We start from the raw sequence: 14,334 nt of genomic DNA, 5'->3' as shown, positions 1-14,334 counted from the left end.
TAAAAATCTAATTTATCTATATCCTGATTCATAATAACTATCATTTATGTTAATCAACATTCTCCTAGCCGTTATTCGGTATCAACTTTGTCTTTAAGTCTTTAAAAGACCTTTCAGTTAGTACACTGTCTATGAGTAAGGGAGTAGCAAAATAAACTTTTTATTTACTTCGTGAAGTCATTGTATTCCTCACTTTTATTCTGTTAATGTCTGAAACTGTGCTGATATGATATAGTCAGCAAACCACTAAACTGTTAGGTATGATGCTCCCTTCATTGTACTACTTGCATGATCTGCGGTTGCCGGTTTTTAATATGACTATTAAAAAGATTTAATATATGGCTGCGAAAACCTTAAAAAACTATTTGGAAAAAATAGACGCTGGTGAAGCTATTAATCTTAGAGCTTTTCAGAAATTAATATCGTCTATTTCATCCTTTGATGGATTTGCCGAGTCTGACCTACAATCGGTTAAAAAGGGTGCACATACTTACATCCTAAGTTATATCGACCCTGAAAAATTGGCTTTTTTACACCATTATGCTGAGAGTCAAGGCGAAGATAGAGTCTCAGGAGCAATGCAAAATAATAGCCATGCATTTAAAGTGAATGGATCACTACTCCTTATCCAAAAATACCAAAACCATCCTGACGTTCTGATATTCAAAGACGACGGTAGGATTCCTAAATATAAAACCAATAAGTCTGCGTTAATATTAGAAAACAGAGAGCTGTTTATTCATAGCGATAAAACATTTAAGTTTTTGAGCGAGCACTACCAAATTACTGAGGATATGCGTAAAGACATTGATGTCATCTTTGGTGCAGGGACAGAGATTACTAATAGCTTACACCTTCCATTTTTAAGTCTGTATAACACCTTGTATTTATGTCTAGATCTTGACTTGGGCGGCATTAAAACGGCAACCTCATTGATTAATAACTTGCCATCAAGCATGACGATTCACTTTGTCATTCCAAATGATGTCGAGTCTCGCCTTAAGCAAGTTATTGATAAATGTTCGCCCGAATATATGCAAAAGGTATACAACCTTGATGAGAATATGCCTCAAGCACTGCTCCCCTGCATACGCATTATCAAAAAACACAATACTATCTTAGAACAAGAGGCATATTTGTATGGCTACTGATTTTAATACTCATCACCTGTCTGTTAATGAGCTTACGGCTCACAATATAAATGCCCCTACTATGGATCATAACGATAACAAATCGTTAGATAGTCCATTGATCGACAATGACTTAAATGACTTAGAAAGGGGTGTTGATGACTATTTGAATGATGACTTTAGACTCAACTATTGTCTTAATAAGATTGTTTTGGTTAACTCTGCGAGTCATGCTTACTCAGAGATACCCATCGATGAGCCTTTAGTACTGCTTGGTAAAAATAACCGCGGCAAAACCTCTAGTCTTGCCGCGACTAAGCTTATTTTATATCCTGAAGTTAATTTTAATAACTGTGAAAGCAAATTTAACTTTACGAACAAAGCAAATGATCCCTACAGCAAGGAAGAGTCTTACAAAAATTATTTTCCAATCAGTGAATCTTTTATCGCCGTAGAAGTAAAGAACCACGCTGGTTTATTTACGATGCTGCTATACCGTGTTGGAGATTATAAATACCATCGTTTGTTCTTCCCTGTGCCTTATGAAGAGATAAAGCCGTTCATATGGAATGAGCAGACCAATTACTTTGCTGATGAGTTAGGTATTAAAAGCCTGATAGAGGTACAGAAAAAACTGGGTGGATACACCTCACCACCAAGCAAGAATTACAAAATGTGATGTACGGTAATAGAGGGTCTAAAACCAGCCATTTTTGTGTGGTGCCGATTAAAGACCAAAAAGAGGCGTCTATTCGCTCTTTTGTCAAAATTTATGAATTAGCGTTTGATGCTGGTAAGGATGAGAAAAAGAAACTGCCCAATGCTATTGCGACTATTATCGAGATGCAGCGGGGACGAGACAAAGAGAAGCTGAACGAAAATGTACATGACCTTAAGATAGAGCGCGCGCAGCTATTTGAAGAAAGTTTAAAGATTAAAAGCTTAACGGAGAATAAAGACGACTATGAATTTATTCAAAAGCAGTTTGATGCTCTACATCTGGATGCAAAACATGCGGTCTTAGAGTACACGGCATTTTTACGAGAATTTAAATTAAAGCAACAGCAGTATGCTAAAGATAAAATCGCTATTGGTGCTAGAAAGGAAGACATTGAAAGAGAACGCAATCATGCCATAGAAGAAGTAAAGCAAGTTGCAAATGAGATTACTAGATTGGGCATACTGCACAAAGCATTAAAAGAGGAAGTAGCACAGCTGCAGCAACAGAAAATCAAAGCTGAGAAAATATTAGGTCAATTTTCTCACGAAAGCCCACAAGATATTATTGCTGAAATGACTATCCAACGTCATAGGTATGACGAAACTTTTAAAGCCATGCAAGCTAAAGAAAATACGGTTATTTTAATTCAGCAAAAAAATAAGCAGAAACAGGACTTAGAGGCAAAAATAAAAGCCGCTCAAAACGGACTTGATAATCATGACTTGTTACTTGCCAATCAGTTACCCTCCCATAGCGCGCATATATTAGGCAGTATTAATGAGGATTTTTTAAATATTACCGCTAATAGCCCATTGACGGAGGAAGCTCTACGTCAAATTAGTGATTTTACGGCGCTGTTTACGGTTGATGATGCTAATAATTTGTCCTTTTTATCGTTCACTTTACCTAATACATTTTATCACCCTTATGATGCTGATAAACAGCGCTCCCAGTTTGAAAAAACTATTACACAAGATAAGAAAGAAGCGTCTACATTGAGCCAAGAGATTGGAGAGTTAAACAGCGCACTGTCTCAGTTTGATACAGATATAGGTAAAAAGATTGCTGAGGGGAAAAAACAAGCCCTTAAGGAGCAGATAGGAGAGCTTGATGCCAATATTACGCTACTTGAAGGGTTATCCTTGATCAAAAGTCAGATAGAGAATAAAACACAGCAAATAAGCCAAAAAGACAAGGCGCTGGCAGAGGCTCAAGAACTGCGAGCCATTAAAGATCAATCTAAAGCATCAACAGACAGTAAGTACAATCAAATCATAGAGCAGTTCGATGACATTATTAGCTTTGGTAAAGAGGCTGAAAGCATTACAAGTCTGCTGGCAGGTGTGAGAAAATCGCAGGGATTGCCTTATTTAGCAGAAGACGATCCTGAGATAGCATCATATTTAGAAAATAATGATATTGAGATTAATTTAAGTGCGGCATCTACAATCGCCAATAGCATAGGCGGGCTAAGTGAGCGTATTAATAGGCTTGTCAGTAAAGTGTCAGATTTTACAGAAGTGGTTTTGGTAGAGGGTATTAATCCGCACCAGCGTATTGAAGGTATCAATAGTCTGGGAGAGGTGATTCAGCAATACAAAAACTCCTTTGATACGCTTGAATTTCAAAAAAGCAATTATCATGACAAAATAAAAACCCATAATAGTGTGATTGATAACTTATTAAAAGAAATTACAGATTCGGCTGGATTACTACGTACGACGATTAGCTCCCTCAATAAAAAATTGAATGAGCATAAGATATCTAACTTACATCAAGTCTCTCTTAAGCTTAACTTAGCGCCTGATTTTGCCAATTTGGAACGTACCTATGCTAAGCACAATGCCAATCAAACCAGTCTTTTAGATGAGCGCTTTTATGAATCACTTATTAACTATGTTGAAAAGACTAGCCATTCAAACAGTCAACGTTTAAAAATGCGTAATTTGATTGATAGTATTGACTACGAGTATACGCAGGCGACGGGTGAAATCGAACAAAAGTCACAATCAGGCGGTACGACCAGTACCATTACCGCCTTAATTGCTACATTGCTATTTAGTGAAGCTTTCCAAAAAGGCAGTAGCTTACGTATGCCTATTATTGTGGATGAAGTGGGCACCATTGACAAAGATAATATTAAGACCATTGTTGAGCATGTGAGCAATGCTGGTTTTACTATTATATGCGCCAATCCGGGCTTGCATCCAGACACCCTACGCTATATCCCTAATTACATTCGAGTTGATAAAAGCTTGCTCGATGGCAAGCCCAAATCTCGTGATTGTATCTTCCATATTATGCCAAGCCAAATCAACCGTCAGGGGAGGGTTGTGCATGGTCATTAATCGAGAAGCGATACTAGAGGGCATTTTAAATGCATAAATCTCATTTTTTTAGATTCGTTGATGTGATTAATGCCAACGAGACAGCGTTACAGTTTCCTATGACAGCGTATCTGAAGTTTTACGAACAAGTTATTTATCAAGATGATGACTATGCCTTAAAAGATATCTTAAGTGTCGAGGCATTATTGCAGGCGAATGTATTCGTTAATATTGATGGTTTAACCAATATGGTAACGCTATCCAAAGACATTTATAACATTTTAGTATGGCTGGATATTTCTCGCAAAAAACAATTAGATTCTCAACCTTTTGAATCGCATCGACAAGACGTTGTTCGACTGGCAAATGAGTTGACGACTTTGCCCATTGAGGGTATTAACTTTAAAGAGACTTATGCTTTTTTCTATGAAAAACTTAGCGACATTCAAGTAGATATCTCTGAAAATATGCGAGTTCTAGATTACCGTGTCGATGAAGTTGCAGATATGTATAAAAGCCGTGAAATGGGCTCATTAGAGACGGGTTTAGATGAGTTATTTCATAGAGCGCAGCATGTATATCATCGTAACATCACGCCTTGCCTTGAGTTTATTAACCCAAGCCTTGAATTAAAAGGGACTAAAAATCTATCAGAAACCCTAAAAGATCTTGAGCATTATTTTGAAGAAATAGGGGAAGTAGACAAGGCGAGAACATTACAGTTTCGCGTTGGCGCTATCTTCTGTTATTACAAAGACATCAGAGCCATTGCCAGTCGTTTAAACGCTTATTTGGTGAATTTAGCACAAGAAAGAGAGTTTTTTTTGAGTATGGAGCGAGCTTTTGGGGTGTTGGTTGAATCGCTAGTGCCTTTAAGGCATGGACGCCATCAGAATAAATACTTAAATGCGGACAGCGAGGTATTCAAGCTTGCCACAACCTTTGATGGTTTAGAAGATCATAAAAAAAAGTACGAGAAACGCTTTAACTATTCACCAAGTAGGGGACTGGATCATTTTAATAATTATTATGAGATGATGCTCAGACGTCCGTTAAAGCAAAAGCTGGATAATCCCTTACGTGCGTTACCATCAGAGATTGACATTGAAGAGGAACGCTGCGAACAAATATTGAGTATAACGTTATATGAGATAGCAGTGGATAATATGATTGAGAATGTACAACGCTATGTGTGGCAGAAGCTACAGGAGTTATTGCCTAATGCGGGCATAATAGATTTTTTGTATGCGCTCGAATACTTTTTAAGTGCACTGGATGACGCATGTGTGTCTCAGCGCCGCAACGATCGTGATAGGATTGATGATGGTGTTTATTATCTTGATTATATCATTTGGGATTATGCAGAAGCCTCACTTTAAACATCCTAACGTTACTTCAAATAGACAGGTAGCACGCTATTATGGCAAATTACACATTAAGCAAAGAGATATATAGCCATTTAATGAATGGAAAGATGCTCAATAAACATCTCCTTGATAATGCAGGTGATGACACCGTTAATCCATTATTTATTGAGATAATAGACAATAAAGATGAATACGTTAAACAGTATAAAATGAGCGGTTATCATCTGGTTATTGCACCAATAAATGATCCTGAGTATATTTGCATCGTTGCTACAGGCACGCTAGATGGCACAAAAACTGAACTAGCAATGAAAGCGATGACTATGTTGCTTGTTATTGGTCAATATATTAATCACCATAAATTTAAACTCAGTAAATTAACCAATGCAAAAAGTGGTGGCTTGACTGAAGATGATTTTTTGAAAATGGCAGACATGCCTCATGTTAAAGAGATATTGGAGAAGTCCAAACTCATCACAAAAGGTGAGCGGACGTTACAAGACGTGGTTATGAAACTATTGGTTCATCGAGATATTATGATTGAAGTACCTAGCAAAAAAGCTTATATATTAACCAACGCAGGCCATTCTTTTTATCAGGAGATTCAGCGTAAGTTTGACACTGAGTCTGAGCTAGCAAATGAAGAAGATAATACGACAATAGATACGCAAGCAAGTTAATATTCAGAACAGCAATGTGTTATGACTTGATTACCTAACTTGCCAATGTAGCTAATATGATAATTATATTTGGCTCATCAATCAGTTTTTATTGCCCATAAAAAACTCTTCACTATCTCTTTAATTTTAAGACCGCTTTATTAGTTTTTTTATATACATCAAAAACAGGCTTATTACTTAGTAGTAGTAAGCCTGTTTTTGATGTAATGAGTCTCGTAAATGTGCAACGAGCAGTTTTAACTTTTGATCCGGTTGTCTGGCCTTAGGATAAACCGCATATAGCCCCAGCTTCTTGCTGGTAAAACATTGTAAAATCTGCGTGAGTGTATTTTTCTGTATCTCCTCATAGATCAACACTTGTGGTAAAAAAGCGATACCTAAATCGCTAAGCGCGGCTTGTTTAATTGCACTCAGATGATTGCTATGAAACCGACCAGGGACAGATATTAATTGCTCTTTGCCGTCTATATATAGCGGCCATGTACTGTTAGCCGTATTATCAAACTTATAAACCAAGCACTCATGATTTTGTAACTGTTCAGGAGTTTGAGGCGCACCATGTTGCTCTAAATAGGCTGGAGTCGCGCATATAATCCACTGGCTATCTATAAGGCGCCTTGCAATGAGTGAAGAATCTTCAAGCACAGCGGTCCTTAGTGCCAAATCAAATCCTTCCTCTATCAAGTCAACCAATCGATTGGTAATTTGTAACTCTACTGATACTTCAGGGTGTTGTTTACAGAATTCGGCAATAGATTCGCTAAATATGAAATTCGCAGAGACCACAGGCATGGTTATACGTATATGACCTTTCATATCTTCGCCGTAACCCGTGACAGCATTTTCAGCTTCTTGAAAGGCGGATTTAGCAATTTTAGCTTTGTTATAAAGCGCCCTGCCTGCATCGGTTAAGCTCAACTTTCTAGTGGTTCTATAAAGCAGTTGTATATTTAAGTTCTCTTCTAATCTCGCAATGCGCTTGCTCACTACCGAGTTCGTCAATGATAATTTTTCAGCGACTCTAGAGAATGACCCTTCTTCGACAACTTGAACGAATAAAATCATGTCGTCAGCTTTGGTCACACTTGTTCTCCAATTTTAGTAATGTGTTTCTAATTATAGCAAAAAAGGAAAATAACATTGTCCATTGATGCAATATATCAATGAATTAACAAGGCGTAGACTATTTCAGGGCATTTTTAACATTGGGACATAAACTGTCGCAAGTCGTGCTCGGCTTTGTCTACAAGACAGCTTTAGTAAATAAGCAGTCCCTATTTGTGAATATTTAATACAACTTAGTCATCATAGATTCGTCAAAATAAAGGCTTCGATGACTTAGTTCAAGGAAGATCACACAATCAAAAGGATGTAATTTTGAATCAAACAATATATGGGCTTTTGGCATTACTGCCAATCGTTCTCTGTGGTATTTTTCTGATAGGTTTGCAATGGTCAGCTAAAAAAACAATGCCTATCATTTTAGTGGTTACCGCTGCGCTTGCCATTTTTATATGGGATATGACGCTTAACCGAGTGTCATCATCTATTATTCAGGGTTTGGTCATTACGGTTTCGGTATTGTGGATAGTCTTTGGTGCTATTTTTTTGTTGAATACATTAAAACATACTGGTGCAATCGCCGTTATCCGTGCTGGGTTTACTAATGTATCGCCAGATAGGCGTGTGCAAGCCATTATTATTGCATGGTGCTTTGGTTGCTTTCTTGAGGGCGCCTCTGGTTTTGGTACAGCTGCCGCTATTGCAGCGCCTTTGCTGGTGGCAGTAGGATTTCCGGCGCTGGGTGCGGTGTTGATGGGAATGATGATACAAAGTACACCTGTATCATTTGGTGCGGTCGGTACGCCTATTGTGATAGGGGTAAATGATGGGTTAGATAAAGCTGCCATTAGTGCTCAACTGGCACAACAAGGAGTACAGTGGGGCGAATTTTTACAACTGATTACCAGTCAAGTCGCCATTATTCACGGTGTCATTGGTACGTTTATGCCACTTTTTATGGTGATGATGCTCACTCGCTTCTTTGGTAAAAACAAAAGCTGGCGGGAAGGCTTTGCGATTTGGCCGTTTGCAATTTTTGCAGGCTTGGCATTTACAATCCCTTATATGATAACCGGTGTTTTTTTAGGGCCAGAGTTTCCGTCACTGGTCGGTGGCTTGGTCAGTATTACTGTCGTTGTTAATGCTGCTAAAAGAGGGTTTTTGGTACCAAAAACCACATGGGATTTTGAACCGCAAAAAAACTGGCCGAGTGAATGGCTTGGTAAGTTAGTGGTCAGTAAAGAAGATATTACGCTAACCTTGAGTGATAAGAAGATGTCCACCCTTATGGCGTGGTTCCCTTATTTATTGGTTGCCCTTTTACTGGTGTTTTCAAGAGTATTTACAGGCTTTCAGTCTTTACTTAACAGTGTAGCAGTAGACCTAACCTCGATTTTAGGTGAGACAGATATCAGTGCCAGTTTTAGTCCTTTATACTTACCGGGCGGCTTGTTACTAATTAGTGCTTTGGTTGCCGCCGCTTTTCAAACTAGAAAGCCCGTCAGCGCACTAAACAGTGCCTTTAAAGAATCAGGTAAGACTGTGTTAGGGGCAGGTTTTGTACTTATCTTTACGATTCCAATGGTTAGAATTTTTATTAATTCAGGCATAAACTTATCAGATGTGGCGAGTATGCCAGTCGCCAGTGCAGAGTTGTTTTCAGGTACTTTTGGCAATGTTTTTCCATTGATTAGTGCAACCATTGGTGCTTTAGGTGCATTTATCGCAGGCTCTAATACCGTATCTAATATGATGTTCAGTCAATTCCAATATGAAGCCGCCATGAGCTTACATATTTCACCTTCTCTAATCATCGCAGCGCAAGCGGTTGGTGCCGCAGCCGGTAATATGGTTGCCATACATAACGTGGTGGCTGCATCAGCAACGGTGGGTTTACTTGGTATGGAGGGCGCCACACTTAGGCGTACTATTTTACCCACCATATACTATGTGTTGTTCTGTGGCATCATCGTCATGGCCGCCATTTATATTTTTGGTTTTCAAGGTCCCTTGGCATCATGAGTGACACACCATTACAAGATAAGGAGCGTCATATATCTTCGTCAAATCAAGCTTCTCAAGGCATGCTTAGTCCTGATCAGGTGTTAGATAAACTAACCAACTTGCTAGGCGCGAGTAATGTACAAGCTGATCCAGAGAAAAATGAGCACTATAGAATGGGGTGGCGCTCTGGTGGCGGCAGTGCCTTAGCGGTTTTGTTTCCGCAAACATTGCTGGACATTTGGCGTAGCCTAGAAGTGTGCGTTGAAGGCGACTGTATTATCATTATGCAAGCGGCAAAAACAGGCCTGACTGAAGGCTCAACACCAAGCGGTAATGACTACGATAGACCCGTTGTGGTGATTAATACGCTTGCCATAAACCAGTTGTATTTGGTGAATGATGGCGAGCAAGTGATTAGCTTGTCTGGGGCGACATTGCATCAGTTGCAAAGTCAGCTTAATGCTGTCAATAGAGCGCCTCACTCTGTCATCGGTTCCTCGACGTTAGGTGCGTCTATTATTGGTGGTATATCTAATAACTCTGGTGGAGCTCTGGTTAAAAGAGGGCCTGCTTACACCGAGCTTGCATTGTTTGCCCAAATAAATGAACACGGTCAACTGGTGCTAGTCAATCATCTAGACGTCAAGTTGGGTGATACTCCTGAAGAAATATTAACGAATTTGCAAAACGGTCATTTTGATAGAAGAGAATTACCTGACACTGGTAAGCTCGCATCTGACAGAGAGTACATCGCCCGAGTAAAAGATGTTGATGCAAGCACGCCCAGTCGCTTTAATGCGGACAAGCGCAGACTGTATGAAGCAAGCGGCTGTGCTGGCAAGCTTGCCGTATTTGCAGTACGTCTTGACACTTATCCAATAGCGGCAAAAGAGCAAACTTTCTACATAGGCACCAACAGTGTGAGTGAGCTTGCACAGCTCAGAAGACAGATACTATCCCGCTTCGACAATATCCCTGAAGTGGGCGAGTATATGCATCGTGATATATTTGATGTCTCCGCTAAATACGGTAAAGACACGTTCTTGAGTATCAAGCATCTCGGTACAAATGCTTTACCTAGACTGTTCTCTATCAAAGGCGCTATGGATGCAAAATTTCATAAGTGGTCATGGATGCCAAAGCATTTCACTGACAAAGTCATGCAGTTTATCGCTACTCTATTTCCAAAGCATTTGCCCAAGCGCATGATGGAGTACCGTAATCAATACGAGCATCACCTCATCATAAAAATGAGTGATGAAGGTATAGCAGAGGCTCAAGATTTTCTGAAGACGTTTTTTGATGCGTCGGACACGGGTAACTATTTTGAATGTAGTCAGGAAGAATCAGAAAGCGCGCTTTTAAATCGTTTTGCCGCAGCCGGTGCCGCATTACGCTATGAAGTTATACATGAAAAAGAGGTCGGTGAGATATTAGCGCTGGATATTGCCATACCACGTAACGAGCTAGAGTGGCTTGAAAGCTTGCCTGAAGACATTGAAAAACACTTAGAAAAGAAGCTGTATTACGGACATTTCTTTTGTTATGTGTTTCATCAAGACTATATATTAAAGAAGGGCAGTGATGCCAAGCTTGTTAAAAAGATGATGTTAGAGCTATTGAGCGCACGCGGAGCCAAATATCCTGCTGAGCATAATGTCGGTCATCTATACGAAGCAGAGCCTGATTTGCAGAATTTCTATAAAAGTCTAGACCCAACCAATAGCTTTAATCCCGGCATCGGTAAAATGTCAAAAACCAAACGTAACTGCTCGTGCTGTTTGTAATAGGCAGTTTGGGCTAAGCTTGCTGCTTCAAAAACAAGCCAATTGCATCCATCGTTTAGCACTAATCAATAAATAATTAGAGATTCAAAAATATTACATAGATATCTAACAGAATAAGGGCAAGCGTATGATTATTTCATCTCCAAACGACTACAGGGCTGCTGCCAAGCGCCGACTGCCACCATTTCTATTTCATTATATAGATGGCGGTGCTTATGAGGAATATACCTTAAAACATAATGTTGAAGATTTATCAAAAATTGCCCTTAGACAACGTGTACTGAATGATATGTCACAGCTTAGTCTCGAGACGCAGTTATTTAATGAAACTCTGTCTATGCCTGTCGCGTTGTCACCCGTAGGTCTGACAGGTATGTATGCCCGCCGCGGAGAAGTGCAGGCCGCTATGGCAGCCGATCAAAAAGGCATTCCGTTTACCATGTCGACAGTTTCGGTTTGTCCGATTGAAGAAGTGGTGCCTAAAATCAACCGTCCGATGTGGTTTCAGCTTTATGTATTAAAGGACCGAGGATTTATGAAAAATGCCTTGGAGCGTGCCAAAGCGGCGGGGTGTTCGACCTTGGTTTTCACGGTGGATATGCCGGTACCAGGGGCACGCTACCGAGATATGCACTCTGGTATGAGCGGTAAAAATGCCACTATGCGCCGTTACTTCCAGTCTATGACGCATCCGCAATGGGCATGGGATGTAGGACTAAATGGCCGTCCGCACGATCTGGGCAATATCTCTGCTTATTTAGGTAAGCCAACAGGATTGGAAGACTATATAGGCTGGCTAGGTAATAACTTTGATCCCTCTATTTCTTGGAAAGATTTAGATTGGATTCGCGAGTACTGGGATGGGCCTATGGTCATCAAAGGTATTTTGGACCCAGAAGATGCCAAAGATGCGGTACGTTTTGGGGCCGACGGCATAGTCGTATCCAATCATGGTGGACGACAACTGGACGGTGTTTTATCCAGTGCACGTGCTCTGCCTCCTATTGCCGATGCGGTTAAAGGAGAGATTAAAATCTTAGCCGACTCTGGAATACGCAATGGCTTAGATATTGTGCGTATGTTGGCTTTGGGCGCTGATATTTGCATGCTAGGGCGCGCCTTTATTTATGCTTTAGCAGCGGATGGCAGTGCAGGGGTAAGCAATTTGTTAGAACTGCTAGATAAAGAAATACGCGTCGCAATGACCTTGACTGGTGCTAAAACGATTGCTGATATTAATTCTGACTGTTTGGTAAAACTGGATAATTAAACCGAGGCTATAGAGTTTGTCAGCATACGAAATGAGCTATTGCAAATAAGATACCGGAGCTTAGAAGCCGTCAGCTTGGTCGTTGATCACAAGCGCGAGGTTGCAGAAATTCCAATATCTAAGCTACCAACAATCGAATGTTAGGGTGTTTTGGTTGTTATGTGATGACTGGGAATAAGACGCTATGCAAAGGGCTATTGTGAATGCTAATAGGTATATTATTGTTGAGCGATAACCACAACTTAAAGCAATCATTACGTTGAACCCCTGAGCTTATCTATATAATCAGCCCAATCTTGCATCATCAGTATTCGAGTATCAATTTCATCTAATCGGTTATAAGCGCCGCCATGCGTATCCTTTATTCGATGTCCTAATTGCAGCTCGGTCACGATATCTGAATAACGCAGTTCAGGTTGCTCCATAAGTAAGGTTTTAGCTGATGCTCGAAATCCATGAGCGCATTGCACATCTTTATAGCCAAGCCTATGAAATATCTGTACTAAAGTCGCTTTGCTAATATAAGGATTGCTCGAGGCGCGTATCGATGCAAATACATGTTCTTTATGACCTGTGACTGATTGTATTTTTCTTAAGCGCTCAATTACTTGAGTGGCTAGTGGTACAACTAAGTGCGACACCATGTCATCACGACCTTCGCCTTTAGTAGGAGAAAACTCCCATAGCTTATTATCCCAATCTATATCTTGCCAACGCATAGACCGCAAATCGATACTACGCACAAAGACATACGGTAGTAAGTTCATTGCCTCCAATGTGATTTTACTTGCACCTTTGAAATTGGACATATCGTTTAGGAGAGTGGCAAACTGATCAGGCTTGGTGATGGCTGGTAAGTGGTTGCCTGAACTGGCAGGTGCTAGCTCACCACGTGTATCAATAGCTACATTTCTATCGCATAATCCTCTTGCAACAGCAAATGAGAAGACTTTTTCGGTATAAAGCCTAGTGCTTGCACCAACGAAGGTTGCTTGATTTTCATTGTTTTGAATCGCCTCACATACACTCAATATCATCTCGCTTGTGATATCGTTCATTCTTAAGTCGCCAATCTCACGACACATATATCCTAGACATAAATCCCAAAATTTAAGGGTTGAGTCACTAAACGCGCGCTTTCTAGATTTACTATGGTGACGACTTGACGTTTTGTGATCTCGCCACGCTTGTGTGATTTCAGAAAATGTGGCGTTCTTTAGATGAGCATACTTATTGACTTGTTCTTTTTTATGAATGGCTTTAGGGTCGGAGCCTTGTGCGACCGTGCTAAGTATAGTTTCTGCTTTATACTTAGCTTCATATAGACTGACATCTTCGACCTTACCTAACATCATTCTAGGGCGCTTACCATCGATATGCGGATGAGCGTACCGTAAGTAGTATTCCTTTTTACCATTTGGATAAGTACGAATACTTAAACCCGCGATACCTGAGACACTGACCGAGTAATCTTTATCTCGGCATTCAAGTTTATTGATATCATTTAAATTATCGACAGTCATGATGTACATCCGTCAGTTTTATAAGCTAGGTAAATTGTGAATGTTAATCTATTAACTCTATACTTAGATTTAGAGCAATCTTTGCGCACGTTTTATAAATCTTGAAAAGCGTCTTCTGAGAAATACAGATAGCTATTGGACACTAACATGGACACTATTATTCATTAGTTATTTTGCAAAACCCTTTAAATGAAAGGTTTTAAAGTATAATCATCCCCAACCTTCACTTGGGGATGATTATAGCATAACGACTGAAGGAAGGGTAGGCTATGCGTTTATTGAGCTGTAGCTTATTATTACTGGTTATTTTGGTCAAATAATTGGGGTTAATATAAGATGGATGCCTTGCCTAGCATTTGATTGCACATATTTTCGACAAAAACCATGCTCCTGTACGTGCACAGAATACAAAAATTAGGGGCATAGTACTGTTCTGTGCAAATTTGGCGGTTGTCAAATTAGT

10 protein-coding genes are annotated in these 14,334 nt (G+C 39.8%); 8 read left to right on the top strand and 2 right to left on the bottom strand.

Annotated elements, in window-relative coordinates:
* Positions 1-338 precede the first annotated feature (338 nt).
* From ACP69U_RS01220 to ACP69U_RS01200, 5 genes are read left to right on the top strand one after another with little or no spacing between them, the layout of a single operon-like run.
* A complete protein-coding gene (locus tag ACP69U_RS01220) occupies positions 339-1,151 on the top strand; it encodes a hypothetical protein (protein WP_426137559.1) in 813 nt (270 codons plus the stop codon).
* Entirely contained in the window at positions 1,141-1,809 is a 669-nt protein-coding gene (locus ACP69U_RS01215; protein ID WP_426137558.1) for a hypothetical protein, read from the top strand. Before ACP69U_RS01220 ends, ACP69U_RS01215 begins: the two co-directional genes overlap by 11 nt.
* Positions 1,806-4,199, top strand: a complete 2,394-nt coding sequence (locus tag ACP69U_RS01210) for a hypothetical protein (protein WP_426137557.1) — start codon at positions 1,806-1,808, stop codon at positions 4,197-4,199. Before ACP69U_RS01215 ends, ACP69U_RS01210 begins: the two co-directional genes overlap by 4 nt.
* Before the next feature lie 29 nt (positions 4,200-4,228).
* Positions 4,229-5,557 carry a hypothetical protein gene (locus ACP69U_RS01205; RefSeq protein WP_426137556.1) on the top strand — a complete coding sequence of 443 codons (1,329 nt, stop codon included), beginning with the start codon at positions 4,229-4,231 and terminating at the stop codon, positions 5,555-5,557.
* A gap of 41 nt (positions 5,558-5,598) precedes the next feature.
* Entirely contained in the window at positions 5,599-6,225 is a 627-nt protein-coding gene (locus tag ACP69U_RS01200; protein WP_201553847.1) for a condensin complex protein MksE, read from the top strand.
* 177 nt (positions 6,226-6,402) lie between these two features.
* On the opposite strand, the gene ACP69U_RS01195 is transcribed toward ACP69U_RS01200, so the two are convergent.
* A complete protein-coding gene (locus ACP69U_RS01195) occupies positions 6,403-7,308 on the bottom strand; it encodes a LysR family transcriptional regulator (protein ID WP_201501268.1) in 906 nt (301 codons plus the stop codon).
* Between the two features lie 294 nt (positions 7,309-7,602).
* Between ACP69U_RS01195 and ACP69U_RS01190 the strand changes: the two genes are divergently transcribed.
* The 3 genes from ACP69U_RS01190 (at position 7,603) to lldD (ending at position 12,348) form a co-directional block, all read left to right on the top strand.
* The gene (locus ACP69U_RS01190) at positions 7,603-9,309 is read left to right on the top strand and encodes an L-lactate permease (protein WP_193007398.1); all 1,707 of its coding nucleotides are present in this window, start codon (positions 7,603-7,605) and stop codon (positions 9,307-9,309) included.
* Between the two features lie 62 nt (positions 9,310-9,371).
* Positions 9,372-11,078, top strand: a complete 1,707-nt coding sequence (gene dld, locus ACP69U_RS01185; RefSeq protein ID WP_198329965.1) for a D-lactate dehydrogenase — start codon at positions 9,372-9,374, stop codon at positions 11,076-11,078.
* Between the two features lie 127 nt (positions 11,079-11,205).
* Complete coding sequence (gene lldD / locus ACP69U_RS01180; RefSeq protein ID WP_426137555.1) at positions 11,206-12,348, top strand: FMN-dependent L-lactate dehydrogenase LldD; 1,143 nt, start codon at positions 11,206-11,208, stop codon at positions 12,346-12,348.
* A 254-nt stretch (positions 12,349-12,602) separates the two neighbouring features.
* Here the strand turns inward: lldD and ACP69U_RS01175 are convergent, their stop codons facing one another.
* On the bottom strand, positions 12,603-13,871 hold the full coding sequence (locus ACP69U_RS01175; protein ID WP_426137554.1) for a tyrosine-type recombinase/integrase: 1,269 nt from the start codon (positions 13,869-13,871) through the stop codon (positions 12,603-12,605).
* Positions 13,872-14,334: the final 463 nt, after the last annotated feature.

Source organism: Psychrobacter sp. TWR1-1-1 (assembly GCF_049895865.1).
Taxonomy (GTDB): domain Bacteria; phylum Pseudomonadota; class Gammaproteobacteria; order Pseudomonadales; family Moraxellaceae; genus Psychrobacter; species Psychrobacter immobilis_A.
This window is presented reverse-complemented; position numbering and strand designations above follow the sequence as displayed.

Excerpts from the sequence above, each read along its gene's own strand:
- ACP69U_RS01220 (WP_426137559.1), top strand. The coding sequence starts at position 339 with ATGGCTGCGAAAACCTTAAAAAACTATTTGGAAAAAATAGACGCTGGT.
- ACP69U_RS01215 (WP_426137558.1), top strand. The coding sequence starts at position 1,141 with ATGGCTACTGATTTTAATACTCATCACCTGTCTGTTAATGAGCTTACG.
- ACP69U_RS01205 (WP_426137556.1), top strand. The coding sequence starts at position 4,229 with ATGCATAAATCTCATTTTTTTAGATTCGTTGATGTGATTAATGCCAAC.
- ACP69U_RS01200 (WP_201553847.1), top strand. The coding sequence starts at position 5,599 with ATGGCAAATTACACATTAAGCAAAGAGATATATAGCCATTTAATGAAT.
- dld (WP_198329965.1), top strand. The coding sequence starts at position 9,372 with ATGCTTAGTCCTGATCAGGTGTTAGATAAACTAACCAACTTGCTAGGC.
- lldD (WP_426137555.1), top strand. The coding sequence starts at position 11,206 with ATGATTATTTCATCTCCAAACGACTACAGGGCTGCTGCCAAGCGCCGA.
- ACP69U_RS01175 (WP_426137554.1), bottom strand. The coding sequence starts at position 13,871 with ATGACTGTCGATAATTTAAATGATATCAATAAACTTGAATGCCGAGAT.